The sequence below is a fragment of the Paraburkholderia sp. PGU19 genome (assembly GCF_013426915.1).
Classification (GTDB): domain Bacteria; phylum Pseudomonadota; class Gammaproteobacteria; order Burkholderiales; family Burkholderiaceae; genus Paraburkholderia.
In genome coordinates this window covers 82,955-109,850 of record NZ_AP023179.1, presented here as the reverse complement: position 1 = coordinate 109,850, position 26,896 = coordinate 82,955, and the positions used below count along the sequence as shown (strand labels likewise).

General features: G+C 63.6%; 20 protein-coding genes. 16 read left to right on the top strand and 4 right to left on the bottom strand.

Features of this window, described 5'->3' with window-relative positions; translation table 11 throughout:
- Positions 1-134 precede the first annotated feature (134 nt).
- From H1204_RS00490 to H1204_RS00445, 10 genes are all read left to right on the top strand, one after another.
- Positions 135-1,034, top strand: coding sequence for an ATP-binding protein (locus H1204_RS00490; RefSeq protein ID WP_180729360.1), 900 nt, complete (start codon positions 135-137; stop codon positions 1,032-1,034).
- A 52-nt stretch (positions 1,035-1,086) separates the two neighbouring features.
- Positions 1,087-1,743 carry a response regulator transcription factor RqpR gene (rqpR, locus tag H1204_RS00485; protein WP_180729359.1) on the top strand — a complete coding sequence of 219 codons (657 nt, stop codon included), beginning with the start codon at positions 1,087-1,089 and terminating at the stop codon, positions 1,741-1,743.
- A 128-nt stretch (positions 1,744-1,871) separates the two neighbouring features.
- Entirely contained in the window at positions 1,872-3,269 is a 1,398-nt protein-coding gene (locus H1204_RS00480; protein WP_180729358.1) for an amino acid permease, read from the top strand.
- A 1,068-nt stretch (positions 3,270-4,337) separates the two neighbouring features.
- The gene (locus tag H1204_RS00475; RefSeq protein WP_180729357.1) at positions 4,338-4,838 is read left to right on the top strand and encodes a (2Fe-2S)-binding protein; all 501 of its coding nucleotides are present in this window, start codon (positions 4,338-4,340) and stop codon (positions 4,836-4,838) included.
- A 10-nt stretch (positions 4,839-4,848) separates the two neighbouring features.
- A complete protein-coding gene (locus H1204_RS00470) occupies positions 4,849-7,236 on the top strand; it encodes a xanthine dehydrogenase family protein molybdopterin-binding subunit (RefSeq protein ID WP_180729356.1) in 2,388 nt (795 codons plus the stop codon).
- A gap of 12 nt (positions 7,237-7,248) precedes the next feature.
- Positions 7,249-8,046, top strand: coding sequence for a xanthine dehydrogenase family protein subunit M (locus H1204_RS00465; protein ID WP_180729355.1), 798 nt, complete (start codon positions 7,249-7,251; stop codon positions 8,044-8,046).
- Between the two features lie 131 nt (positions 8,047-8,177).
- A complete protein-coding gene (locus tag H1204_RS00460; RefSeq protein WP_180729354.1) occupies positions 8,178-9,065 on the top strand; it encodes a MoxR family ATPase in 888 nt (295 codons plus the stop codon).
- 5 nt (positions 9,066-9,070) lie between these two features.
- Positions 9,071-10,312: a VWA domain-containing protein gene (locus H1204_RS00455; RefSeq protein ID WP_180729353.1), complete on the top strand. Its 1,242-nt coding sequence runs from the start codon at positions 9,071-9,073 to the stop codon at positions 10,310-10,312.
- Positions 10,303-10,884, top strand: coding sequence for a carbon monoxide dehydrogenase subunit G (locus H1204_RS00450; protein WP_180729352.1), 582 nt, complete (start codon positions 10,303-10,305; stop codon positions 10,882-10,884). The genes H1204_RS00455 and H1204_RS00450 overlap by 10 nt, the downstream gene beginning before the upstream one ends.
- A complete protein-coding gene (locus tag H1204_RS00445) occupies positions 10,857-11,885 on the top strand; it encodes an XdhC family protein (protein WP_180729351.1) in 1,029 nt (342 codons plus the stop codon). The genes H1204_RS00450 and H1204_RS00445 overlap by 28 nt, the downstream gene beginning before the upstream one ends.
- A gap of 109 nt (positions 11,886-11,994) precedes the next feature.
- Here H1204_RS00445 and H1204_RS00440 read toward each other — a convergent pair whose 3' ends face one another.
- A complete protein-coding gene (locus H1204_RS00440; protein ID WP_180729350.1) occupies positions 11,995-12,717 on the bottom strand; it encodes a PepSY-associated TM helix domain-containing protein in 723 nt (240 codons plus the stop codon).
- A 398-nt stretch (positions 12,718-13,115) separates the two neighbouring features.
- Between H1204_RS00440 and H1204_RS00435 the strand changes: the two genes are divergently transcribed.
- Positions 13,116-15,113: a DUF3857 and transglutaminase domain-containing protein gene (locus H1204_RS00435; protein WP_180729349.1), complete on the top strand. Its 1,998-nt coding sequence runs from the start codon at positions 13,116-13,118 to the stop codon at positions 15,111-15,113.
- Positions 15,114-15,136: 23 nt separating this feature from the next.
- On the opposite strand, the gene H1204_RS00430 is transcribed toward H1204_RS00435, so the two are convergent.
- Positions 15,137-16,168 (bottom strand): serine/threonine protein kinase, encoded by a 1,032-nt coding sequence (locus H1204_RS00430; RefSeq protein WP_180729348.1) that lies wholly within the window; start codon positions 16,166-16,168, stop codon positions 15,137-15,139.
- A 116-nt stretch (positions 16,169-16,284) separates the two neighbouring features.
- Complete coding sequence (locus tag H1204_RS00425) at positions 16,285-16,497, bottom strand: hypothetical protein (RefSeq protein WP_007582104.1); 213 nt, start codon at positions 16,495-16,497, stop codon at positions 16,285-16,287.
- 435 nt (positions 16,498-16,932) lie between these two features.
- Between H1204_RS00425 and H1204_RS00420 the strand changes: the two genes are divergently transcribed.
- The 5 genes from H1204_RS00420 (at position 16,933) to H1204_RS00400 (ending at position 24,830) form a co-directional block, all read left to right on the top strand.
- Entirely contained in the window at positions 16,933-20,115 is a 3,183-nt protein-coding gene (locus tag H1204_RS00420) for an efflux RND transporter permease subunit (RefSeq protein WP_180729347.1), read from the top strand.
- A 59-nt stretch (positions 20,116-20,174) separates the two neighbouring features.
- Complete coding sequence (locus tag H1204_RS00415) at positions 20,175-21,452, top strand: efflux RND transporter periplasmic adaptor subunit (protein WP_180729346.1); 1,278 nt, start codon at positions 20,175-20,177, stop codon at positions 21,450-21,452.
- 11 nt (positions 21,453-21,463) lie between these two features.
- Positions 21,464-22,954: an efflux transporter outer membrane subunit gene (locus tag H1204_RS00410; protein ID WP_180730819.1), complete on the top strand. Its 1,491-nt coding sequence runs from the start codon at positions 21,464-21,466 to the stop codon at positions 22,952-22,954.
- 139 nt (positions 22,955-23,093) lie between these two features.
- Complete coding sequence (locus H1204_RS00405) at positions 23,094-24,368, top strand: MFS transporter (RefSeq protein WP_180729345.1); 1,275 nt, start codon at positions 23,094-23,096, stop codon at positions 24,366-24,368.
- A gap of 279 nt (positions 24,369-24,647) precedes the next feature.
- Positions 24,648-24,830, top strand: a complete 183-nt coding sequence (locus tag H1204_RS00400) for a hypothetical protein (protein ID WP_007582094.1) — start codon at positions 24,648-24,650, stop codon at positions 24,828-24,830.
- A gap of 862 nt (positions 24,831-25,692) precedes the next feature.
- Here the strand turns inward: H1204_RS00400 and mgrA are convergent.
- A complete protein-coding gene (gene mgrA / locus H1204_RS00395) occupies positions 25,693-26,736 on the bottom strand; it encodes an L-glyceraldehyde 3-phosphate reductase (RefSeq protein ID WP_180729344.1) in 1,044 nt (347 codons plus the stop codon).
- Positions 26,737-26,896 lie beyond the last annotated feature (160 nt).

Below are 26,896 nucleotides of genomic sequence, written 5' to 3'. Positions count from 1 at the left end.
CGACGTAGCGTTTTTCCGTCGAGATAGTTCCTGCGACGGACATATCTGGGGGTCAGGGTTCGCATGCGTTCTTCCGTCTACATGCTGCCGATGCGTCGCTGTGGCGCCGGCCGGTCCGTTTCGTGAGCAGGGCCATGGATTCGTCGATCGTGGTGCCGATGCATGTGCACGGCGCGGCTGCTCGCGCGAGCGATGCCACACGCGCATCCAATGCGTCTGCCCGCCGCCGTTCCAGCAAAGCCGCGATGGCAAACCACGCCAACGCGGACGCCACTGCGGACACCACCGCGCGCACGGCATCCAGCGACGAACTCGCGCGTCTGCAAGCGCGGGTACGCGAGCTGGCATCCGAGCTGACGCGCACGCAGGAAGCCACGCGCCGCCATGTCGCGCAGGAACTGCACGACAGCCTCGGCGCCGAATTGACGGCCGCGCGCTTCGCGCTCGCTGGCGTCGAAACCTGGCTACCCGCCGACGCCCCGCCCCAATGCACCACCGCCCTCGCCACCGCGCAGCGCTCGCTCGACGCCGTTACTGAAGCGGCGCAACAGGCCGTCGGCGATCTGCACTCGCCGACGCTCGACAAGGGCATCGTCTGCGCGCTGTCGCATTGGACCAACAGCTTCGCCGCGCGTACCGGCCTGCGCATGAGCTTCGTGTGCGCCGCCGACGCCCGCCTCACGCGCCTGTCCGCTGATGCATCGCTCGCCGTGTTCCGCGTCGCCCAGGAAGCGCTGAACAACGTCGCCAAGCACGCACGCGCATCGGGCGCCGACATGCGCATCGAAACCACCGCGCAGCATCTGAGCATCGTCGTCAGCGACGACGGCGTCGGCATTCCCGCGCACGCGGGACAGGACGAGCGCCAGTTCGGGCTGGCGGGCATGCGCGCGCGCTGCAACGCGTTCGACGGCGAATTGCGCGTCGCTGCGTCCGCCGGTCAGGCGCGCGGCACGACCGTGAATGCGCGCTTCGAATGGAAAGCCTTGTTGGGCAATGCGCCGCGCGCGCGACGCACCGCGATCCGCTTGTGAGCCGGTTCTGGCCCGCTTGTAACCTGCTGTTTGTGAACACTGACTTCCCGTTATGAGCCTGCGCATTCTGATTGCCGAGGACCACGCCATCGTTCGACAGGGCGTGCGGCAGCTGCTGATCGACCGCGGCGTCGCCGACGATGTCGCCGAGGCGCAGACGGGTACCGAGGTGCTCATGGAAGCGTCGAAGCACGTGTACGACGTGATCCTGCTCGATATCTCGCTGCCGGACATGAACGGCGTCGAGGTGCTCAAGCGTCTGAAGCGCAAGCTGCCGCGCGCTCCCGTGCTGATGTTTTCGATGTATCGCGAGGACCAGTATGCGGTGCGGGCGCTAAAGGCAGGCGCGGCCGGTTACTTGTCGAAGACCGTCGACGCCACGCAGATGATCGCCGCGATCCAGCAGGTCGCGGCGGGCCGCAAGTACGTGAGCCCGGCGATGGCGGAAGCGCTCGCCGACTACGTATCGTTCGACGGCGAGCAGTTGCCACACGAGAAGCTCTCCGACCGCGAGTACCAGACGCTGTGCATGCTCGCGTCGGGCAAGCGGCTGACGGATATCGCGAACGCGCTGTCGTTGTCGGTGAAGACGGTGAGCGTCTATCGCACGCGGCTGCTGGAGAAAATGAAGCTGCGCAACAACGCCGAGCTGACCTTCTATGTGATGAGCAACCGCCTCGTCGACCTGAATCCGGCGATGGCCGGCTGACAGCCGCGCCGCTCGCGGCGCACAGCCGTTGTGCACCACGAGGGGCTGTCCGTCCCACTTCCGCTAAAATTGCGGGTTTTCCCGACATTGGGCGCGCCACACGCGTGCTTTACTGGAGACCCCGCCAAATGTCCCTCTTTCGCAAAAAGAACGTCGAGCACATGATCGCCGGCGCGCAGGCTGCCGGCCTGAAGAAAGCGCTCGGCGCGCTCGATCTGACCTTTCTCGGCGTCGGCGCCATCATCGGCACCGGCATCTTCGTGCTGACGGGGACGGGCGCGGTGCAGGCCGGCCCGGCACTGATGCTGTCATTCCTGATCGCAGCCGTCGCGTGCGGCTTCGCGGCGCTCGCGTATGCGGAATTCGCCTCGACGATACCCGTCGCCGGTTCGATCTACACGTATTCGTACGCGACGCTCGGCGAGCTGGCCGCGTGGATCATCGGCTGGGATTTGATGCTCGAGTATGGGCTTGCCACTTCGGCGGTGTCGGTTGGCTGGTCGGGGTATCTGCAATCGCTGCTGTCGGGTTTCGGCGTGTCGCTGCCCGTTGCACTGACGGCTGCGCCTGGCGCGCTGCCCGGCCACGAGACGCTGTTCAACTTGCCCGCGTTTCTCGTGATGATGGCGATCACGACGCTGCTCTCTGTCGGCGTGCGCGAATCGACGCGCGTGAACAATCTGATGGTTGCGATCAAGGTGACCGTGGTGTTGCTGGTGATTGCCGTCGGTGTGTTTCATGTGAAGCCCGAGAACTGGCATCCGTTCATGCCGAACGGGATGGGCGGCGTGTTCGGCGCGGCGGCTGTGATGTTCTTTGCGTTTATCGGGTTCGATTCGGTGTCGTCGGCGGCCGAAGAAGTGAAGGACCCGAAGCGCGACCTGCCGATCGGGATCATTGCGTCGCTGGGCGTTTGCGCGGTGCTGTATGTCGCTGTCGCCGCCGTCGTGACGGGGATCGTGCCGTCGGCGCAGTTCGCGAATATTTCGCATCCGGTTTCGTATGCGTTGCAGGTTGCTGGGCAGAACTGGGTTGCCGGGTTTATCGATCTCGGTGCGGTGCTTGGGATGCTGACCGTGATTCTTGTGATGGCCTACGGGCAGACGCGGGTGATCTTTGCGATGTCGCGGGATGGGTTGTTGCCTGCGGCGCTGTCTAAGGTGCATCCGCGGTTTGCTACGCCTTTTGCCACGACCTGGCTCGTTGGGATTGTGTTTGGGCTGATCGGTGCCCTCGTGCCTTTGAATGTGCTCGCTGAGCTGATCAATATCGGGACCTTGGCGGCGTTTTCGATGGTGTCCATCGCCGTGCTCGTGCTGCGGCGCACGCATCCTGATTTGCCCAGGGCTTTCCGCTGCCCTGGCGTCCCCATTGTGCCTGTGCTGGCTGTTGCCTCCTGCCTGTTCTTGATGGTCAATCTCAGCAAGGTTACCTGGATTGCGTTTGTGATCTGGCTTCTGGTTGGGATGATTGTTTATTTTGGGTACTCGCGGAGGCATTCCAAACTCGCGCACGGCGAGCGTTAAGTCTTGTCTCGCGGTGCGGCCGGTTTGGTTTGCTTGTGGTTTCGCTGGCATCCGCGATGCGTTAGCTCGCTTCACGCGTCGCCCCTGTGCGGGGCGGCACCTACTTTTCTTTGCCGCCGCAAAGAAAAGTAGGCAAAAGAAAGCGGCTCACACCGCCAACATTTCTCCCCGCCTGAGGGACCCCAACCGGTCCCTCACTTCACACGGCAATCACGTCACCCACGTCCGTTGCCAACGCTCTGACTGAGCGCCTCACCCGCTTCACGCACCCGCGTTGCAGCATGCCGCGCCAGATATTCCGCCGCCGCCCAGGTGGCAAACTGTGTGTCGGCCCCCAGCGCTCCACACGCATCACTCCAGACCGATAGCGCACGCGCACCACCTTGTAAGAGCGCTAACGCATACGACGCGACAACCTACACACAGTTTGCCACCTGGGCGGCAGTAACCGTTCGCTGGCGCGAGCCCATGTACGGGTGTTTGAAGTGGGTGAGGCGTTTAAACGATGCGTTGGCAACGAACCTGTGCAAGCGCGCTACCGTGCGAAGCGAGGGGACGCTGGGGACCCGTGGATAAGAACAAAAGCTGGCGGTGTGAGCCGCTTTCTTTTGCCTACTTTTCTTTGCGGCGGCAAAGAAAAGTAGGTGCCGCCCCGCACAGGGGCGACGCCTGAAGCGAGCTAACGCATCGCGGATGCCAACATCAAAACAAGCAAACCACCCAGCGTCGCAGACAACCCAAAGCGGTTACCGCCCCGCACAGGGGCAACACCTGAAGCGAGCTAACGCATCGCGAATGCCAGCGCAAAACACATGCAAACCAGACAGCTTGCGCAGCAAAAACCAAAACCAAAACCAAACCAAAAACCGCCGAAGGCACAGACCCCCAATAGCCGCCTCCCGCTTTTTGTGTTTTACTTTTCGTCACAAACAACAAAAACAAAGCAAAAAAGCACCCAAACCGTACCGGACCCTCCCAGCAGGCAGGCGGTAGCAAGTGAACATCGGGCCCGAGCCGGTCTCACCCCACCCGGGGCTCAATACAAGAGCGTCCCCTAGGAGACAGTTCATGGCGATCAGCATCAGTCTGACGGTGAACGGTTCACCCGTTACCGCGAACGTCGAGCCGCACACCCTGCTTGTCCAGTTTCTACGAGAACAATTGCGGCTGACAGGAACGCACGTCGGCTGCGATACCGCGCAATGCGGCGCGTGCACGATTCATCTGAACGGCCGCGCGATCAAATCCTGCAACATGCTTGCCGTGCAGGCAGAAGGCCAGGAAATCACCACGATCGAAGGGCTTTCGAAAAACGGCGAACTGCACCCGATGCAAGCCGCTTTCCGCGAATGCCACGGCCTGCAGTGCGGATTCTGCACGCCAGGCATGGTGATGAGCGCGACCGCGCTGGTCGCGACCAATCCGAACCTCACGGAAGACGAAGTGCGCCGTCAACTCGACGGCAACCTGTGCCGCTGTACGGGCTACCACAACATCGTCAAGGCCGTCGTTCAGGGCGCTGCCGGCATGCAAGCCGACGCGTCTTCGAAAGCCGCCACGACCGTCTGAGGAGCCCGCCATGAACGCACCCGATTCGCACCGCATGGTAGGCACCCCCGTCCGGCGCAAGGAAGACTATCGCTTCCTCACCGGCAACGGCCAGTACACCGACGACATCGTCCTGCCCGGTCAGACCTACGCCGTATTCCTGCGCTCGCCCCACGCGCACGCGCGCATCACCCGTATTGACACCACCGCCGCGAAGCAGTCGCCCGGCGTCGTCGCGATTTTCACCGGCGCGGATCTCGCCGCTGAAAACGTCGGCGGGCTGCCGTGCGGCTGGCTGATCCACAGCATCGACGGCAAACCGATGCACGAGCCGCCGCATCCCGTGATTGCGCATACGAAAGTGCGCCACGTCGGCGACCAGGTCGCGATCGTGATCGCCGATTCGGTGAAAGCCGCAAAAGATGCCGCCGAACTGATCGAAGTCGATTACGCCGAACTGCCCGCCGTGATCGACACCACGCACGCGTCCGATGCCGGCCAGCCCGCCGTCCACGACGAAGTGCCCGACAACACCTGCTACACATGGGGCCACGGCGACAAGGCGGCCACCGATGCCGCGTTTGCCAAGGCGCATCACGTGACGACGCTCGATATCGTCAACAACCGCCTGATCCCGAATGCGATCGAGCCGCGCGCCGTCAACGCCAGCTACGCGCCGCAGGACGACAGCTACACCGTGTATGTGGCCAATCAGAATCCGCACGTCGAACGGCTGCTGATGGCCGCGTTCGTGCTGTCGCTGCCGGAATCGAAAGTGCGCGTGGTCGCGCCGGATGTCGGCGGCGGCTTCGGCTCGAAGATTTTTCTGTACGCGGAAGACGTCGCGCTGACGTGGGCGTCGAAGAAAATCCGCCGTCCGGTTAAGTGGACGGCCGAGCGTTCCGAAGCGTTTCTATCGGACGCGCACGGCCGCGATCACGTGACGAAAGCCGAACTGGCGATGGACGCCGACGGCAAGTTCCTCGCGATGCGCGTGCACACGATCGCCAACATGGGCGCGTATCTGTCGACCTTCGCCTCCAGCGTGCCGACCATCCTCTACGCGACGCTGCTCGCCGGCCAGTACGCGACGCCCGCGATCTATGCGGAAGTGAAAGCGGTCTTCACGAACACGGTGCCCGTCGATGCGTATCGCGGCGCAGGCCGCCCGGAAGCGACATACGTAGTCGAGCGCCTCGTCGAAACAGCGGCGCGCGACATGAACATGGACCCCGCTGAAATCCGCCGCCGCAACTTCATCCGCTCGTTCCCGTATGCAACGCCCGTCGGCCTCACGTACGACACGGGCGACTATGAACCCTGTCTCGACCGCGCGATGGAACTCGCAGACGTCAAAGGCTTCGCCGCGCGCAGGCAGGAATCGGAGAAGAACGGCAAGCGCCGCGGACTCGGTTACTCGTGCTACATCGAAGCGTGCGGGCTCGCGCCGTCGAACATCGCGGGCGCGCTCGGTGCACGCGCGGGCCTGTTCGAAGCGGGCGAAGTGCGCGTGCATCCGACCGGCTCCGTCACCGTCTTCACCGGCTCGCACAGTCACGGCCAGGGCCATGAAACGACCTTCGCGCAGGTCGTGTCCGACCGCCTCGGCGTGCCGATCGACAACATCGATATCGTCCACGGCGACACCGGGCGCATTCCATTCGGCATGGGCACGTATGGCTCGCGTTCGATCGCCGTCGGCGGCTCGGCGATCATGAAGGCGCTCGACAAGATCGAATCGAAAGCGAAGAAGATCGCGGCGCATCTGCTCGAAGCATCGGCGGATGACATCGAGTTCAAGGACGGCACGTTCCGCGTCGCCGGCACCGACCGCACGAAAACCTTCGCCGACGTGTCGCTCGCCGCCTACGTGCCGCACAACTATCCGCTCGACAAGCTTGAGCCTGGCCTCGACGAAAGCGCGTTCTACGATCCGACCAATTTCACCTATCCGGCGGGCGCGTATATCTGCGAAGTCGAAGTGGACGTCGATACGGGCGAGACGCGCATCGAGCGCTTCACGGCTGTCGATGACTTCGGCAACGTGATCAATCCGATGATCGTCGAAGGACAGGTGCACGGCGGTCTTGGCCAGGGCATCGGCCAGGCGATGCTGGAGCGCTGCGTGTACGACAAAGACACCGGCCAGTTGCTGTCCGGTTCGTACATGGACTACGCGATGCCGCATGCGTCCGATCTGCCGTCGTTCACCGTCGAAACCGCGAAGGGCACGCCGTGCACGCACAATCCGCTCGGCGTGAAGGGTTGCGGTGAAGCGGGCGCGATCGGTTCGCCTCCTGCCGTGATCAACGCGATCATCGATGCGCTCGCGCCGCTCGGCGTCACGGACCTGCAGATGCCGGCCACGCCGCATCGCGTGTGGTCCGCGATCCACGCAGCGCAAAACTCACGTCCCTGAGCGGAGGCCGACATGTATTCATTCGACTATCAACGTGCAGCCGATCCGAAGAGCGCCGTGGCCAACCTGAGCGCCGACAGCGAGGCAAAGTATCTGGCAGGCGGACAAAGCCTGCTGCCGACGATGCGCCTCCGTCTCGCGCAGCCATCGAAGCTGATCGACGTCACGCGCATTCCGCAGTTGAAGGAGATTCGCGTCGAGCCGGCCAAAGTGACGGTCGGTGCGGCCGTCTGTCATGCGGACGTCGCGAGTCACGCGGACGTGCAGCGCGTATTGCCGGTGCTCGCGTTTCTCGCGGGGCATATCGGCGACCGGCAGGTGCGCTCACTCGGCACGATCGGCGGATCGATTGCGAACAACGATCCCGCGGCGGATTATCCCGCCGCCGTGCTCGGCCTCGACGGAACCGTCGTGACGGACCGGCGCCGCATTTCGGCGGCGGATTTCTTCGTCGGTATGTATGAAACGGCGTTGCAACCCGACGAACTGATCGTCGCCGTCGAGTTTCCCGTGCCGGAGAAAGCCGCGTACGAGAAGTTCAAGAATCCGGCGTCGCACTTCGCGTTGACGGGCGTGTTCGTCGCGAAGACGGCGGGCGGTGTGCGCGTCGCGATCACGGGCGCGGCGGCATCGGTGTTTCGCGCGACGGACATGGAGAACGCGCTCGCCGCGAACTTCACGGAAGCCGCCGCACGCGGCGTGACGATCGCACCGGACGACCTCAACACCGACATGCACGCGAGCGCTGAATATCGCGCTCATCTGATACCCGTGCTGACGGCGCGCGCGGTGCGAGCCGCAAACGGCTAGCGGACGCGGCGTGCGACGCGTTTGAGCACCCGAGGCCCGGCGCGTCCGGGCCCTTTCGTTTATCGGGTTTATCGGGTTTGTCCGGCTTGTTCAGTATTCGAGCGATGCAAGCCGAAGTGCCAGGGAGGATCATGCAGCCCGCTTCAATCGACGACACCCTCGCCCAGCTCACCGCGCAAGGCTACTTCGCGAGCCGCGAACTCGCGACTGCGCTCTTTCTCGCGCTGCGCATGGAACGGCCGCTGTTTGTCGAAGGCGAGCCGGGCGTCGGCAAGACAGAACTGGCGAAAGCGGCGGCGGGCATGCTCGGCACGTCGATGCTGCGGCTGCAATGCTATGAAGGGCTCGATACGGCGAGCGCGCTGTACGAGTGGGACTATCCGCGTCAGATCATGGCGCTGCGGCTCGCCGAAGCGGCCGGCGAGAAGCCCGACAGCAGCACGCTGTATCGGAGCGAGTTTCTGTTGAAGCGGCCTCTGCTGCAGGCGTTGATGCCAGATGAGCATCATCCCGGCGCGCGGCGCGTGCTGCTGATCGACGAAATCGACCGCGCCGACGAGCCGTTCGAAGCGTTCCTGCTCGAACTGCTGTCGGACTTTCAGGTGTCGATTCCCGAATACGGCACGGTGCGCGCCGAGCATCCGCCACTCGTCGTGATGACGTCGAATCGCACGCGCGAAGTGCACGACGCGTTGAAGCGCCGCTGTCTGTATCAGTGGATTGGTTATCCCGACCGCGAGCGCGAACTGGCGATCGTCGCGGCGCGCGCGCCCGAAACGGGCGAAGCGCTGCAACGCCGCGCCGTCGATTTCGTGCATCGGCTGCGCGGCATGGATCTGTTCAAGGCGCCGGGCATCGCGGAGACGATCGACTGGTGCCGCGCGCTCGCCGCGCTCACCGTCACCGAACTCGATCCGCAATCGGTGCAGGACACGCTCGGTGTGCTGCTCAAGTACCAGGACGACCTCGCGCGATTCGACGCCGAACAGATCCGCCAATGTCTTGCGGCGGCGGAGTAGCGTCGATGATGCCCATCAGCGATCCCAACGCCGCGACGCTCGCACGCAACGTCGTGCACTTCGTGCGGCTGTTGCGCGGCGCAGGCTTGCCGATGTCGCCGGCACAAGCCGTCGATGCGCTCGAAGCGTTGCGCTGGATCGATCTCGACCGGCGCGACGACGTACGCGCGGCGCTCGCCGCGTTGCTGTTGTGCGCGCCCGATGAGCGCGACCTCTTCAACGCCGCGTTCGATCTTTTCTGGCGCGATCCCGATTGGGAAGGCAAGCTGCGCGCGCTGCTTCTGCCAAGGGTGACGAGCGGCATCCCGCCGCCCAGGCGCAACAACCGGCTCGCCGACGCGCTCGCCGCGCATCACGCGAAGCACCGCAAGCAAACCGCCCAAGCCGCCGACAAAGACCGCCACGAACTGCACGCGCACGTGACGTTCAGCGCCGAAGAGCGTCTGCGTCATCGCGATTTCGACACACTTACCGCAGACGAATGGCGCACGCTGCGTCACCTGATTCGCGCACAGCGCCTGCCGCTCGCGATGGAGCCGACGCGTCGGCTGAAAGCGGCGTCGCACGGCACGCATGCGGATCTGCGCGCGAGCGCGCGACATGCCGTGCGCGCGGGCGGTGACTGGACGGTGTGGAAGTATCGCGCGGTGGTCGCACGCAAGCCGCCGCTCGTGTTGTTGCTCGATATTTCCGGGTCGATGAGCAGCTATTCGCGTGCCGTGCTGTACTTCTGCCATGCGCTGCTGCAATCGCGCGAACGCTTGCAGGTGTTTCTGTTCGGCACGCGCCTCACCAATGCGACGCGTGCGCTAAAAGAACGCGATCCCGATGTCGCGATTGCTGCGCTCGCGGATCAGGTGGTCGACTGGTCGGGCGGCACGCGCATCGGCGCGGCGCTTGCCGAATTCAACCGCCGTTGGGCACGCAGAGTGCTGACAGGCAGAGCGACCGTGCTGCTCGTCACCGATGGCCTCGATCACGAAGCCATCGACGTGCTCGAAACCGAAATGGCCCGCCTGCGCCGCTTCGCGCATCGCATCGTGTGGCTCAATCCGTTGTTGCGTTACCGCGAGTTCTCGCCAAAGGCGCGCGGCGTACAGGCAATGCTGCCGTTCGTCGATGCGCACAAGCCGGTTCACAATCTCGACAGCCTGGCTGCGTTCGGCCGCGATCTCGCGCAATTGACGCGCGTGTCCCGCGATGCCGCGCGCGCCGCGATCTCTGAAGGAGCGACGTCATGGAGCTGACCGAAACCTACACGCTACTCGTGCCGCAGCAGCGCGCATGGGAAGCGCTGAACGACACGGAGATTTTGCGCGCGTCGATTCCTGGCTGCGACAGCATCGAACCGGATGGCGAGAACGCGTACGCCGTCGCGTTGAGCGCGGCTGTCGGACCGGTGAAGGCGCGCTTCAAGGGCCGCATGGAACTCACCAATATCGACGCGCCTCACACGTATACGATCGTGTTCGAAGGCCAGGGCGGCGCGGCGGGTTTCGGTAAAGGGCAAACGCATGTGACGCTCGAACCCGACGGCGACGACGCGACGACGCTCACCTACACGGCGACTGCACAAGTCGGCGGCAAGCTCGCGCAGATCGGCTCGCGGCTCGTCGACGGCGCGGCGCGCAAGCTCGCGAGTGAGTTTTTCAGGCGCTTCGGCGAGCAATTGACGGGCGGCAGTGGCGATGTGCAGGCAGAATCGGGCGATTCAGGCGACACTGCCAGTTCCGCCGGTGACGGCGAAGCCGCCGCCGAAGGCAGTGGCGAAGAACCGAAGAGGAAGAAATCATGGACAGCGTGGATCTCGAAGTCCTGAAGTCCAGCGCGCGCTGGCTCGAACAGGGACATCGCGCGCTACTCGTGACGGTCGTGAAGACGTGGGGCTCGTCGCCGCGTCCCGAGGGCGCGATGCTCGTCGTGCGCGAAGATGGCGCGGTGGTGGGTTCGGTGTCGGGCGGCTGTATCGAAGACGATCTGATCGATCGCGTGCGTCAGCGTGGGATCGAGCAGACGAAGCCCGAAGCGGTGAAGTACGGCATTTCGGCCGAAGAAGCGCATCGCTTTGGTTTGCCGTGCGGCGGGACCATTCAGCTCGTGCTGGAGCCTTTGACGGAGGCAAGCGGTATCGCTGAACTGTGCGATGCCGTTGAAGACGGACGGCTCGTCGCGCGCACGCTCGATATGGAAACGGGTGTCGCGCGTTTGGGTCCCGCGCAAGCAACGGATGGCGTCGATTTCGACGACCGGCGTCTGCTGACGATACACGGCCCGCGTTATCGGATGCTGGTGATCGGGGCGGGGCAACTGTCGCGCTATCTGTGCAATATCGCGGTCGGGCTCGATTATCAGGTGACCGTGTGCGATCCGCGCGAAGAGTACACGGATGAGTGGGACGTGCCGGGCACCAAGGTCGTTCGCACGATGCCCGACGATACCGTGCTCGATATGAAGCTCGATGAACGCTGCGCCGTGATCGCACTGACGCATGATCCGAAGCTCGACGATCTCGCGCTGATGGAAGCGTTGAAAACGCCTGCGTTTTACGTCGGTGCGTTGGGCTCGCGGCGCAATAACGCGGCGCGGCGCGAAAGGCTCAAAGAGTTCGATCTCACCGAGACGGAACTCGCGAGGCTGCATGGGCCGGTTGGGATTTATATCGGTAGCAGAACGCCGCCTGAGATCGCCGTGTCGATTCTTGCCGAAGTCACGGCGGCCAAGAATGGCGTGTCGCTGCCGACGCTGCTGCAGGTCGAAGGCGCCAAGGCGGCGCGTGAGATTGCGGCTAGTGGTGGCGCGGCTTGTAGTATTCCGGATTAAATTCTCTCAGACCGCGAACAGTGCCTGTTCGCGGTCGATTTCCCTCGCCCGGCTTTAGCCATTCGGCTGACTCGTGAAGAAGCAAGGCGACTGACGGTGCACCATAGAATCACATCAACCCACAAACCACCGCCGCCACGATCGACCCGCCAACCAGCACGACACCCACGGTCCGCCGCTTGTTGCGCTCCGTCCACAGCAGCACGCCCGTCAGCGACAGCAGAATCAGACTGCCCGCGATCGTATCGATCAACAGCACCCAGCCGACGCTCAACCCAACGCCCTTATGAAGGTTGTTCATCGTGCCGAGAAACGAGTTTTGCGTACGTTTCACCGACACGAAGCCGTTGCCCACCCAATACTCGGCCTGCACGTTCTGCCCCGGCGCGGCGATCGCAATCTGCCAGAACTCCGGCTGCACGGCGCTTTGATCGCCCCACGCGACCGGGTGCGCGGGCTCGCGGCGCGCCCTGCCCGGCTTGCCGTCGATATGCAGTTCGTCCTTTAGCCAGTGCGCCATGTCGCCTGGAGACTTGAAGCCCTTCTGCGGCAACGCGATCTGCAACTGCTCGACCTGCGGTTCGCCTGACGACACCTTCAGCGGTCCCGCACGGTGATTCAGCAGAAAGCCCGTCACGCCGAACAGCAGCCCGAGCACAGCGCCCCATAGCCCCACCCAGCCGTGCACCTTGCGCAGCCATTTGATGAAATTCGCGCGTCGCGAGCGCTGACGCCGCGTGGCCAGTTCGTCTGCGTCCAGTTGCTGGACGCCGGCAGACATCACACCCGCGCGGGCAGCAGGCTTCAGTTCGATCGATTCGGGCGCGTTCATCGTGTTCCTGGCAAAACGGGTCGTGCGTCGCCGGCATGCGGCAACGTTGGAATGGAAACTGGAAATGTCGTTCCGGAGCGGAAAGACGGATGCCCGAACTGCGCTTGCCGCGTGACAGACGGCAGCTACGGCATTCCGGGCAAAAGCAGGATGTTCATCGAAGAGCTGGCTGGCTGATTCGTCATGAGCAGAAAAATGACAATTAGCTGGCGACACCCTTCAGATGCGAATAACTATCATTACACAGAATGTAATTTCTTTCAATCCCGAAGGCTTGAACCCGCTTCCGGAAAATAGTGCCGTTGTGTGCGGTTTGCCCGCTTGACACAAACGCCGTGTGATTTTGAAGTGTGAGATGCGACAGAACTAGACCAATTCCTTCGGACGCCTGATTCCCCATGCGCCTTTTCACGATCATCCGTATCGCGATGGCTGCTTGCGCCTTTTGCACAGGCGCGGCGGGTGCCGCCGACCTGGCGGCGAACAACGCAGGCCTGTCCACACTGAACGCCGCAACGGCCCCGCCCATCGAGCCATACACGAACGAAACCGAAACGCAGACCTTCACGGTGAATGCCGACGGCTCCTATACGAAAGTCGACGAAATGACCCTTCGCGTGAACAACGAGGCGGGTGTCGCGCGTGTTGCGCAGTACTACATCTGGTTCAACCGCAACATGGCGAGCGTCGACATTCTGGAGGCGTACACGACATCTGCCGACGGCACGCGCCACGACGTGCGCACCGAGCAGATTCGCGACGTGCAGGAAGCGCGCTCGTTCGACGCGCCGATGTTCCAGGACATCCTCGAAAAGGTGATCGTGTTTCCCGCCGTCGAGCCGGGTGCGCGCGTGACCCTGAAGTATCGGAAGACGCAGATGCAGCCGATCGTGCCCGGTCATTTCAGCGACTTCACGCCGCCCGATCTCGCGCCGACGCATCACTTCCGTCTCGTCTACGATCTTCCCGCCGACAAGCCGCTTTACGCCGACGCGCGCGGCTTCGTCGCGCTGCCGCCGTCGACGGCGAACAGCCGCACGCTTTATGAGTTCCGCTACGACAAGGCGCATTTCGCGCGGCTCGAATATGGATCGATCGCGTACGTGAGCTACGGCGACCGGCTGATGGTCTCGACGTATCCCGACTACGCCGCGTTCGCCGCGAAGTATCGCGAATCAGCCGTCGATGCGAGCGGCAGCGATCCGGCTATCGTCGGACTGGCCCACTCGCTGACAGCCCGCGATCAGACGCCGCGTGCCAAAGCCAGGACGCTCTACGACTGGGTACGCAAGAACGTGCGCTATGTCGCCGTCAACATCGGACGCGGCGCGGTCGTGCCGCATCGCGCGACCGAGATCCTCGCGCTGCGCTACGGCGACTGCAAGGACCACGTCGCGCTGTATGGCGCGCTGCTCGACGCCGTCGGCATCCGCAACGAGCCCGCGCTGATCAGCAGCGGCACGATCTACACGCTGCCCGACGTGCCCGGCTACGGGGTGCTGAATCACGTGATCACATGGCTGCCCGATCTTCAGCTATACGCTGATTCGACCGCGCCGAATGTCGAGTTCGGCTATCTGCCGTCCACCGACATGAACCGCCCCGTCGTGCTCGTCAACGCAGGCGTGCTGTCGCGCACGCCTTCGACGGCCACGATGTCCCGCACCACCGATCTGTCGATCAACGTCGCGCACGACGGCTCAGCGACCTTCGTCTACCGGCTGGAATCCGCGGGTTGGGCGGCCGAGCAGGGACGCGCGCTACTGCGCATGCAAACGCCTGCGCAGCGCGAAGAATCGCTCCAGGCGGAACTGCGCTCCGTGAACCTGTCGGGCACCGCAACACTGTCGACCAGCAACCTCAACGCGACAGACGGCCCACTGTCGCTCACGATGAAAGGCAAGCTCGAAGACTTCGTCGTGCCTGGCACGGCCGCGTCGATTCCGGCGCTGACGAGCTTCGTTGGCGGGTTTCAGTCGGACGCGCGCTACTGGCTCGGCGAGCGGCAGCGCACACAGCCTTTCGTGTGTCGCAATGTCGAGTTGCACGAGCGCACGCAGATTGCACTGCCTGCAAATTTTCGCGTGCTCGACGTGCCGGAAGCGATGGCCGCGCGAGACCGCTTCATCGACTACCGCTCGAGCTATTCGTACGATTCGAACGCGAATGTCATCACGGTGACGCGTGACGGGACCACCCGTTTCGGCAGCGAGGTCTGCTCGCCTGAGGATTTCACGCAGATGCGCGCGGGCATCGAAACGATCGGCCGCGACGTGCGCGCGCAAGTGATCGTGCGTTCGACACTTGCGGATGCGGCACGCGGCGCTTCAGCAACACAATCGATGCCGTCGCGCGTGATCGCCGGATCGCCAGCCCGCGCTCAATCCGCCGACTGACGACCAGCACACACGCTCAAGCATCACACCGGCCAGAGCGGCCCTTCCTGCATCGCGCCGATCTGCTCGCGCAGTTCGAGAATGCGGTCTTCCCAATAGCGTCGCGAGTTGAACCACGGAAACGCGACGGGAAACGCCGGATCGTCCCAACGACGCGCGAGCCACGCCGAGTAGTGAATCAGCCGCAAGGTCCGCAACGCTTCGATCAGATGTAACTCGCGCTGATCGAAGTCGCAGAAGTCCTCATAGCCTGCGAGCAGATCGGTCAACGCGCGCGACGCCTCGTTGCGTTCGCCCGGCAACAACAGCCAAAGATCCTGAATGGCGGGGCCCATGCGGCTGTCATCGAAATCGACGAAATGCGGGCCTGCGTCCGTCCACAGCACATTGCTCGGATGACAGTCGCCGTGCATGCGCAACTGGCGCACGTCGCCGGCGCGTTCGAACGCCTGCTCGACACCTTCCAATGCCATGTTCACAACCGCTTCCCACGCAACGCGCACGTCAGCGGGCACGAAGTCTTGAGAGAGCAGATAGTCGCGCGGCTCGTAGCCGAAGGTGTGGATGTCGAGCGTCGGGCGCGCCGCGTAGTTCACCGTCTGACCAACGGCATGAATGCGCCCGATAAACCGGCCAAGCCATTCGAGCGTGTCCTTGCGGTCGAGATCGGGCGCACGGCCGCCACGCCGCTCGAAGATCGAAAAGCGAAAGCCGTCGAATGTGTGCAGCGTGCGGCCATCGAGCGTGCGCGCCGGCACGGCGGGAATCTCTCGCTCGCACAGTTCCGCGACGAATGCGTGCTCTTCGAGAATCGCTTCGTCGGTCCAGCGCTCCGGCCGATAGAACTTCACGACGACAGGCGGCCCGTCTTCGACGCCGACCTGATACACGCGATTCTCGTAGCTGTTGAGCGGCAGCATGCGCCCGTCCGTGCGCACGCCTACCGTGTCGAGCGCGCTATCTAGCGCGTCCAGCACGACTTCGGGCGTGAGGCGAGCGAAGGGAACGGCGTGGCCGTCCTGCGGAGTGGGAATCTCGGGAGTGTCTTCGTTCATGCCCGCATTGTGCGCCGTGCCGCGCGCAAAAACGAGCGCCAGTGTCACTCGGGATGCGTCGGCCGCTCAGCGGCGCCGCATCTCGTCAATCACGACAGCAGGCAAGGAGACCGCGATCAATGTATCTGCGCGCCAGCGGGGCGGACGAATTCACCCGTGTCGATCAGATCCTCGAGGAAAAAGGGTTCCGTGTTCAGTATCTTCGACGTCCCCGGCTCGCCGGCGTACCACGCCACCATCGCCATGTCGCCGAGAATGCGCATCACGATCCCCCGTGCACCCTGTGGCACGGCGATATGCACGGATCGAACAATAGAACCGACTTGCATGATGTTTCCCCGTTCTCCCAATTGCCGGCTTGTTTGGGACTGCGCCGGTCAACGTGATGATAAAAGCGCCGCAACATCCGAATGGTTGCGTGCGCACCTGAATCGAAAACCAGAGGCCAGAATCGACTCGCATCGCACCCGGCACACATGCGCCGATGCTAACCCCTGAGCCCCATTGTTGCCCTTTTGGGCGCTTTGGCAAAGCAAAAAGTAAGGCCTGGTGAGGGTCCTCCGGTCGATTCGACTTACGAAACCCTAACTGTAACGACCCGTAACAGGCTCATCATAAACCGGACCGCACGCCAGTCTCAAAAATGTCGATGTAAGCTACGATACGCGCTATATTCCTGTCGCGCACGCCCGGCCGGGCCGCCGTCGCGCCATGCTCGCTGTCGCCAGAAGCAGCGGCCCCGCCCTCACCGGACCGCCCTGTTCATGTGGATCGTTCGTCTCGCGCTGCGGCGCCCCTATACGTTTGTCGTGCTCGCGCTGCTGCTGCTGATCATTGGCCCGCTGACGATTCTGCGCACGCCCACCGACATCTTCCCGAACATCGACATTCCCGTGCTGTCGGTGATCTGGACGTACAACGGCCTGCCTGCCGACGAGATGGAAAAGCGCATCGTGCTGAATTACGAGCGCGGGCTGTCCGTCGCGGTGAACGATATCGAGCACGTCGAATCGACTTCGCTGAACGGCATCGCCGTCCTCAAGATCTTCTTTCAGCCGCACGCGAACATCAACGAAGCGCTCGCACAAGTCACGGCGCTGTCGCAAACGCAGCTGCGTTCGCTGCCGCCTGGCATCACGCCGCCGAACATACTGCGCTACAACGCATCCACCGTGCCTATCCTGCGGCTGTCGCTGTCGTCGCCGTCGCTCACCGAGCAGGAGCTGTACGACTACGGTAATAACTTCCTGAAGACGCAGCTCGCGACCGTGCCGGGCGCGTCGGCGCCGCTGCCGTACGGCGGCAAGCAGCGTCAGATCATGGTCGATATCGACTCGCGCAAGCTGCAGGAGCGCAATCTGTCGCCAATGGATGTGGTGAATTCGATCACCGCGCAGAACCTGATCGTGCCGACGGGCACGGCGAAAATCGGTTCGACGGAATACTCGGTGCAGATGAACGCGAGTCCCGATTCGCTCGCGGGCCTGAACAACATTCCCATCAAATCGGGGCCGAACGGCACCGTCTATATTCGCGACGTCGCGCATGTGCGCGACGGTTATCAGCCGCAAACCAACATCGTGCGGGTGGACGGGCAGCGCGCATCGCTCTTGACCATCAACAAAAGCGGCAATACGTCCACGCTGGAAATCGTCGATCGCATCAAGACCATGATGCCGACGCTGCGCAATCTCGTGCCCGAGTCGCTGAACATCGACCCCGTCGCGGACCAGTCGCTGTTCGTGCGCGCATCGGTGCAAGGCGTGCTGCGCGAAGCGCTGATTGCCGCGTGCCTGACGGGCCTGATGATTCTGCTGTTCCTCGGCAACTGGCGCGCGACGCTGATCATCGCGGTGTCGATTCCGCTGTCGATGATCACATCGATCATCGCGCTGTCCGCGCTCGGCGAAACGATCAACATCATGACCTTGGGCGGGCTGGCGCTCGCCGTCGGTATTCTCGTCGACGACGCGACGGTCGCGATCGAGAACATCAGTCACCAGCTCGAACAGGGCAAGAACCTCGAACAGGCGATTCTCGACGGCGCGCATCAGATCGCGATTCCAACCCTGGTTTCGACACTGTCGATCTGTATCGTGTTCGTGCCGATGTTCCTGCTGACGGGCGTCGCGCACTATCTGTTCATCCCGCTCGCCGAAGCCGTCGTGTTCGCGATGCTGGCTTCGTACTTCTTCTCGCGAACGCTGGTGCCAACGCTCGCGAAGTACCTGCTGCGCCATCACCATCGTCCCGCCGACTTCCATCATTCACATGAGACGCGCAACCCGTTCATGCGGATGCACCTGGCGTTCGAGCGCGGCTTTGCGAACGTGCGCGGGCGCTATCACGAGTTTCTCGTGGCGCGCGTCGCGCGGCCCGGCATCTTCGTGACGGGCTTTCTCGCATGCTGTCTGCTGTCGCTGCTGCTGATGCCGTTCCTTGGCCGCGACTTTTTTCCTGCCGTCGATGCCGGCACGATCGCGCTGCATCTGCGCGCGAAGACGGGCATGCGCGTCGAGGAGACGGCCGTCGTCACCGATCGCGTCGATGCGCGCATCCGCGAACTGATTCCGCGCGACGAACTGCATTCGATCATCGACAACATCGGCTTGCCCGTATCGGGTATCAACCTGTCGTACAGCGCGACGGGCACGATCGGCACGTCGGATGCCGACATCCTGATCAGCCTGAACCCCGAGCACAAGCCGACAGCCGAGTACGTGCGCAAATTGCGCCGCTCACTCACCGACGAATTCCCCGGCGTACAGTTCGCGTTCCTGCCTGCGGATATCGTCAGTCAGACGCTGAACTTCGGCATGCCGTCGCCGATCGACATTCAGATTGTGGGGCGCGACGTGCAAGGCAATCGTGCGTTCGCCGCGATGCTGCTCGACAAACTGCGCGCGATACCCGGCTTTGCGGATGCGCGCATCCAGCAGCCGTCCGACCTGCCGCGCATCTTCGTCGACGTCGACCGCACGCGCGCGCAACAGGCGGGCTTCACGCAGCGCGACGTCGCGAGCAATCTGCTGATCACGCTGTCGGGCAGCCAGCAGACCACACCGACGTTCTGGCTGAATCCGCGCAATGGCGTCAGTTACAACGTGATCACGGAAGCGCCGCAATACACGATCGATTCGCTGCAATCGCTCGCGAACATTCCGCTGAACGCGAACGGCCACACGAACATTCTCGGCGCGCTGTCGACGATGCGGCGCGAAGCCGGCAACGCCGTGCTCACGCACTACAACGCGCAAACCACGATCGATATCTACGGCACCGCCGACGGCCGCGATCTCGGCGCCGTCTCCGACGATATCCAGAAGATCATCGCCGACACCAAGGCACAATTGCCGAAAGGCTCGTCGATCGAACTTCGCGGCCAGGTGCAGACCATGAACGACTCGTTCTCGGGCTTGTTCACTGGCCTCGTGTTCGCGATCGTGCTGGTGTATCTGCTGATCGTCGTGAACTTCCAGTCGTGGCTCGATCCGTTCATCATCATCACGGGTTTGCCGGGCGCGCTGGCGGGCATCGTGTGGATGCTGTTTCTCACGCATACCACGCTGTCCATTCCAGCGTTGACGGGTGCGATCATGTGTATCGGCATCGCGACGGCGAACTCGATTCTCGTCGTCAGCTTTGCGCGCGAGCAGTTGCTCGAACATGGCGATGCGACGCGCGCCGCGATCGAGGCCGGCTTCACGCGCTTTCGTCCCGTGCTGATGACGGCCCTCGCGATGGTGATCGGCATGGTGCCGATGGCGATCGGCCTCGGTGAAGGCGGCGAACAGAACGCACCGCTCGGGCGCGCGGTGATCGGCGGTTTGACCATCGGGACGATTGCGACGCTGGTGTTCGTGCCCGTGGTGTTTTCGATGATCTATCGACGGCTGTCGGAACGACGCGCACGCGCCGCCGCGCATGTCGTCCAGAAACCGCAATAAGGTGGCCGACGTGGCCACGGTCATAACAACGATGCGCAAGCACAGTATCTGGAGTTCCGATGGAATGGAATCGTCCTGATGAGTCCGCGCCGCACGGGGAAGGCCCGCGCAGCTCATCGAAACGTTCGCGCTGGATCGTAATCGGCGCGGCGATCGTCGTGCTGGCGCTCGCTGCGCAGGGTATCTGGTCGCGTCACGACGCGCAGGCCGCACTCGAACGCGACGCGCAGCATTCCGCGCAACTGAGCGTCGAAGTGGTGAAGCCGCAGAAATCCGCAGCGGCGCTCGACCTCGTGCTGCCCGGCAACGTGCAGGCGTTTCTCGATACGCCGATCTACGCGCGTACCAACGGCTACGTGAAGAAGTGGTATGCGGATATTGGCGCGCGCGTGAAGGCGGGGCAACTGCTCGCCGAAATCGACACGCCCGAAGTCGACGACCAGTTGAAAGCGGCGAGCGCCGATCTGGCCAACGCACAAGCGACCTACACTCTCGCGAAAAGCACCGCCGACCGCTGGTCGGAGATGCTTCGCAGCAATTCCGTCTCGAAGCAGGAAACCGACGAAAAGGTCGGTGACATGCTCGCGAAGAAGGGCACGCTCGACGCGGCGCGTTTCAACGTCGCGCGACTCGAAAAGATGCAGTCGTTCCAGAAGGTCTACGCACCGTTCGACGGCATCGTGACCGCGCGCAACGTCGACGTCGGCGCGTTGATCGATGCGGGCAGCTCGGGCGGCCCGGCGAAGGAACTGTTCCACATTGCTCAGGCCGATCGGCTGCGCGTCTACGTGAACGTGCCGCAAGCGTACGCGCGGGAAGTGAAGGCGCAGCAGAGCGCGTTTCTGACGCTCACCGAAACACCGGCGAAGCACTATCCAGGCACGGTCGCGCGCACGTCGGGCGCCGTCGATCAACAGCAGCGCACGATGCTCGTCGAAGTCGACGTCGACAATCGCAACGGCGATCTGCTGCCGGGCGCCTATGCGCAGGTGCACTTTGCGCTGAAGTCGCAGGCCGCCGCGCCGTACACGCTGCCGGGTAACGCGTTCCTGTTCCGTCCGGACGGCGTGAAAGTCGCGACCGTCGATGCGCAGCAACGCGTGAAGCTCGTCAAGGTCGCGCTCGGCACCGACTACGGCACGCGCGTCGCCATCGCCTCCGGGCTGACGGGCGACGAGCAGGTGATTCTGAATCCGCAGGATTCGATCGTCGATGGCGCGGCGGTGCGTATCGTGCATCCGAAAGCGGGGGGCGCGGCGGGTGCGTCTGGCGCTTCCGGCGCCTCTAGCGGCTCGTCTTCGCCGCAAGGCGAGCAGCCTGCGAAGGCACAAGAGTGAGCACGTATCGCATGCGTCTTCGTTCGGTGGCTTTCGCGCTGGTGGGCGCGAGTCTCCTTGCCGCGTGCACGGTCGGCCCCGACTACAAGCGGCCCGCGGCAACAACCGCCACCACCTACAAGGAACTCGAAGGCACCGGCTGGAAACCGGCCGAGCCCGCGGACGCGCGTATCCGCAGCGCCTGGTGGGAGGTCTACAACGACCCCGCGCTGAACGCACTCGAACAACAGGTCGCCAGCGCGAACCAGAACGTGCAGGCCGCCCAGGCGCGTTTCCGCGCGGCGCGCGCGCAGGTCGAGCAGTTTCGCTCGCAGTTCTTCCCCGTCGTCACCGCGGGCGGCGGCTACTCGCGTGCACGGTCGTCGGAGAACGTGAAGTTCAAATCGACGGCAGGCAAGACGCTCAACGACTGGATCGTCGGCGCCGACGCGACGTGGGAGCCCGATTTGTGGGGCCGCGTGTCGCGCAGCGTCGAAGGCGCGCGCGCGAACGCACAGGCAAGCGCCGCCGATGCACAAAGCGCGCTGCTGTCGATGCAGGCCGAACTCGCGACGGACTATTTCGAACTGCGGGGCATCGACCGCGAAAAGCAACTGCTCGACGATACGATCGCCGCCTACAAGGAGGCCGTCGAACTTACGCAGAACCGCTACAAAGGCGGCATCGCCACCGACGCCGACGTCGCGCAGGCGCAGACGCAGTTGCGCACGACGCAGGCCCAATCGATCGATCTTGGCGTGCAGCGCGCGCAACTCGAACACGCGATCGCGATCCTGACCGGCCAGACGCCGTCGACGTTCTCGTTGCCTGTTGCGCCGCTCGTCGCCGTGCCCGCCGTCGCGCCTGTCGGCGTGCCGTCGACGCTGCTGGAACGGCGCCCCGACATCGCCGCCGCCGAGCGGCAAATGGTCGATCTGAATGCGCAGATCGGCGTCGCGACGGCAGCGTATTTTCCGAATCTGATCTTGTCGGTGACGGGTGGGCTGGAGGCGACCAACTTCAGCGACTGGCTGCTTGCGCCCGCGCGCTTCTGGTCGCTCGGTCCGACGCTCGCCGGCACGCTGCTCGATTTCGGCGGACGCGCCGCGAAAAAAGCCGAAGCGCAGGCGAACTACGACGAAGGCATCGCGCAGTACCGGCAAACGGTGCTGACGGCGTTCGGCCAGGTCGAAGACAACATCGCGGCCTTGCGCGTGCTCGAACAGGAAGCGCAAGCGCAGGACGACGCCGTCTCGGCCGCGCAGCGCTCGCTCGCGATCGTGTCGAACCGCTACAAGAACGGCGCGATCACGTATCTCGACGTGGTGGTCGCGCAGACGACGGCGCTCACCAACGAGCGCCAGGCGGTCTCGATCGCGCGCCGCCGGATGGCCGCGAGCGTCGCGCTGATCAAGGCGCTCGGCGGTGGCTGGGACGTGACCTCGTTGCCCACCGACGAACAGCTCACGCATCCCGATGCCGTGGATCAGCCCGCCAGCGCGCCCGGCGCGACGCGTGGCTGACGTGGCCCGCGTTCCTTTCCTGTTGCCGGATTCGACGACGTGGTACGCGCAATCGGCGTATCGTTGACCCTTCGCGCTTATTGCACATATTTACTGCGCGAGTCTCCGCGTCGTTTCAATCGTTTCCGGGAGTTTTGTTGTGACCGCATCGTCGGACCCGAGTCGGCCCGCTGATTCATCGTCTTTCGCTTCATCCTCTTCTGCTTCCTCCACCGGCGCGCCGTATCTTGAGCGCGGCACGCGCGCCTACTGGCGCGCCAGTCTCGCGCTGCTGTTCGCCGGCTACGCGACGTTCTCACTGCTCTATTGCGTGCAGCCGCTGTTGCCCGCGTTCTCCGCCTCATTCGACGTCAGCCCCGCGCAAAGCAGCCTGTCCTTGTCGCTGACGACGGCGGCGCTCGCGCTCGCCGTGTTCGTCGCGGGCTTCGTGTCGGAAGGATGGAGCCGCCATCGGTTAATGACGGCTTCGCTCACCGCATCGTCGCTGCTGACGCTAGCCGTCGCGTTCACGCCGCAATGGCACGCACTGTTGTTGCTGCGCGCGCTCGAAGGGCTGGCGCTCGGCGGCGTGCCCGCCGTTGCGATGGCCTATCTCGCGGAGGAAGTGCATCCCGACGGCCTCGGCCTCGCGATGGGCCTGTACGTGGGCGGCACGGCGATCGGCGGGATGGCGGGGCGTGTGATTACGGGCGTCGTCGCGGATCTTTTCTCGTGGCGCGTCGCGATCGGCACCATCGGCGTGCTCGGCATTCTGTCGATGCTCGCGTTCCGCTCGCTGCTGCCGCCGTCGCGCCACTTCGTCCCGCGCCGCGGACTTGGCTTCTCGCATCACCGCACGGCGCTCGTGAAGCATCTCGGACGGCCCGGTTTGCCGCTGCTGTTCCTGATGGGCTTCGTGCTGATGGGCAGCTTCGTCACGCTGTACAACTACATCGGCTACCGCCTGCTTGCGCCGCCGTTCGGGCTGAGTCAGACGGCTATCGGCGGGATCTTCGTCGTATATCTGACGGGTGTCGTCGCGTCGCCGTGGTCGGGTCGCATGGCCGACACGTTCGGGCGCGGGCGCGTGCTGATCGGCAGCATCGTCATCATGCTGTGCGGTTTGCTGTTGACCGTCACGCAGTCGCTTGCGCTGATCGCGTGCGGGATTGCCTGCGTGACGTTCGGCTTCTTCGCTGGGCACGCGGTCGCAAGCGGCTGGGTCGGCCGAATCGCGAAGGAAGCGAAAGGCCAGGCGGCCGCGCTGTATCTGCTCGCGTATTACCTCGGATCGAGCATTGTCGGGTCTTATGGCGGGCGGGTGTGGGCGGCTTATGCGTGGACGGGGGTTGCCGCGCTCGTCGGCGGATTGCTGGTGATCGGCATACTTGCGTCGGCGCGGCTGCGGGCGCGCGAACGCGTCGGCATGGCGTAGGCGTTACACGGCGTCCGTGCAACGGACGCTACGCCCGCTCACGTTTTCACTGACAAAACGCATATTCAGAAAGGTCAGCGTAAGCGGGCGTTTGCACAGCGCGGAATCTCGCGCGTCGGCGTGATGATGGTGCAAAGCCTTGTCCGGCCTGGCTGTGCGCCGCGAGGGACAGACGCCTGCGTGCGCTTTAGACCACCGAACGCGTCGATAGCGTCTCCTATACTGGTATCAGGCGCGCCGCATGCAGTCGCGTCGGACGAGTACACAAAGGAGACAGGCATGCACTACTTCACGATCGGTGATTTCATTCTGGTCATTCCGATGGCGTTGGCCGGGGCGCTGTTCCTGGGCGCGCTGCCCTGCAAAACTGAGTTCAGGCACAACACACTACGTGTTCTTGGTGCGCTGCTGGGTGTGGTGTTTGCGGTCGTGCTGGTGGAGGGGCTGCCTGCGCTGGTGTAGCGGTTTGCTTTTGTTTTTTTGCTTTTTGTTCTTGTATTTGCGCTGGCATCCGGAGGGCGGTGTTTGCTGCGCAAGCTGTCTGGCTTGCATGTGTTTTGCGGTGGCATCCGCGATGCGTTAGCTCGCTTCAAGCGTCGCCCCTGTGCGGGGCGGCACCTACTTTTCTTTGCCGCCGCAAAGAAAAGTAGGCAAAAGAAAGCGGCTCACACCGCCAGCTTTTGTTCTTATCCACGGGCCCCCAACGTCCCCACCCTTCACACGGAAACACCCTTGTTCCCGTGCGTTGCCAACGCCTCGAATAAACGCCTCACCCGCTTCGAATCCCCGTACTCAGGCAAGCGGCAGCGAACGGTATATGCCGCCCAGGTGGCAAACTGTGTGTAGCTTGTCGCGGCGTACAGGGTTAGCGCTCTTACAGGGTGGAACGCGTGCACTGTCGGTCCGAGGGGTGAGGCGTGCGGAACACTTGGGCCTACACACAGTTTGCCACCTGGGCGGCGGCGGAATATCTGGGGCGGCATGCTGCAACGCGGGTGCGTGAAGCGGGTGAGGCGCTCATTCAGAGCGTTGGCAACGAACGTGGTTCACGTGATTGCCGCGTGAAGTGAGGGACCGGTTGGGGTCCCTCGGGCGGGGAGAAATGTTGGCGGTGTGAGCCGCTTTCTTTTGCCTACTTTTCTTTGCGGCGGCAAAGAAAAGTAGGTGCCGCCCCGCACAGGGGCGACGCATGAAGCGAGCTAACGCATCGCGGATGCCAGCGCAAAACACATGCAAACCACACAGCTTGCGCGGCAAACACCGCCGTCCTCAGGATTCCAGCCAAAGCATAAAACCAAAAAACTGAGCACCCCTGCTCAACCCCTCAGATATGCTGATCCGTCGACGGCTTCTCCCACAAATTCACGCTGCCTTCCGTCGCATAGCGGTCGATCTCGGCAAGCTCTTCCGCCGTGAACGACAGGTTCTTCAGCGCCGCGACATTCTCGCGAACCTGCTCGACCTTGCTCGCGCCGATCAACGCCGACGTCACGCGCGGATCGCGCAGCGTCCATGCGAGCGCCATCTGCGCGAGGCTCTGACCGCGACGCTGCGCGATGTCGTTGAGCTTGCGCACGCGCTCGATGTTCTGCTCGCTCAGATGCTCCTGCTTCAGCGAGCCGCCGCCCGCCTTGTTGACGCGCGCATCCTGCGGCACGCCGTTCAGGTACTTGCCCGTCAGCACGCCTTGCGCGAGCGGCGTGAAAGCGATCGCGCCCGAGCCGGTTTCTTCCAGCGCGTCGAGCAGTTCCTCTTCGATCCAGCGGTTCAACATGTTGTACGCCGGCTGATGGATCAGCAGCGGCACCTTGTATTCGGCCAGCAGCTTCGCCATTTCGCGCGTCTTCTGCGCGGAGTACGACGAAATGCCGATATACAGCGCCTTGCCCTGCTGCACGGCGCTCGCAAGCGCGCCCGCCGTTTCTTCGAGCGGCGTGTCGACGTCGAAGCGGTGCGAATAGAAAATGTCGACGTAGTCCAGGCCCATGCGCTGCAAGCTCTGGTCGAGGCTCGCGAGGATGTACTTGCGCGAGCCGCCACCCTGGCCGTACGGGCCGGGCCACATGTCCCAGCCGGCCTTCGACGAGATCAGCAGTTCGTCGCGATACGGCTTGAAGTCGTCCTTGAAGATGCGGCCGAAGTTGGTTTCCGCGCTGCCGTACGGCGGCCCATAGTTGTTCGCAAGGTCGAAGTGCGTGATGCCGAGATCGAACGACGTGCGCAGGATCTCACGTTGCGTCGAGATCGGCGTGGTGTCGCCGAAGTTGTGCCACAGGCCGAGCGACAGCGCCGGCAGTTTGAGACCTGACTTGCCGCTAACGCGGTACTGCATGTCCGAATAGCGTGCTGAAGCTGCTTCGTAAGCCATTGCTGGTGTCCTTGTCGAGAACAGGAGTGGAGTCTGCGATGCGGCGCGCGCATCGCGTGAATAACGCGTGTTTGTTGTAATTGATGATGCCTTGTAGCGAAGCGCTGCCTCGCAGATGCCATTCGCGGATATCCGCGATCTGATACCGGTATCACACCAG